Genomic DNA, 583 nt, shown 5'->3' on the forward strand with positions numbered 1-583 from the left:
AACGCGAATCCGTCGATTAATCCCGAAAACTCCAGATCCCAAACAATATGAAAAAGCACAACGCCAAAAATAGCGATACCTCGCACGGTATCGATCAGCAAAACTCGCTGATTTGATAGACTTTCGTCATCATTGTCTGGACTAATCATTTCGCTCGTAGTTAAACCTTTTTCGGCCTCAGAAAACGTGCGTAGTTAATCATTTTTCCTAACCGGGAAGACCTGCAATCCCAGTTTGGTGGACCGACTCAGAATTCTAAGTCAACGAGTGGTGCTGAAAAACCCCGATCAATTTTTGCTACGATTGCTTAACTATTCTGGGTCGTCAAAGTCCACCAAGCACCTGACGATGGCCAAAGATACAGTTTTGTCGCAAAGTTTTCTTCTGCGGTTTTATCTAGTCTGATAACCTGTATGGCGTTCATATTGTCTCAGCAATATCGGTTAGAGTTGATTTAGTCGTCCAAAATGCAGCGCATCCAGCTCCAGCTCGCTCGAGTTCAGGTTTCCCCTTTCCATGCCAGAAGCCGCATAGCATTTGCGGTGACGAGTACTGTTGCGCCTGTGTCGGCAAGGATTGCTGG

General features: G+C 45.8%; 1 protein-coding gene. It reads right to left on the reverse strand.

Annotation, left to right across the window (positions count from 1 at the left end):
• Positions 1-149 (reverse strand): heparan-alpha-glucosaminide N-acetyltransferase domain-containing protein (locus J7447_RS31185; protein ID WP_209171786.1); only part of this gene is annotated, 149 nt, incomplete at its 3' end.
• Between the last annotated feature and the right edge of the window lie 434 nt (positions 150-583).

The organism is Labrenzia sp. R5_0 (genome assembly GCF_017743835.1).
GTDB lineage: Bacteria > Pseudomonadota > Alphaproteobacteria > Rhizobiales > Stappiaceae > Roseibium > Roseibium algicola.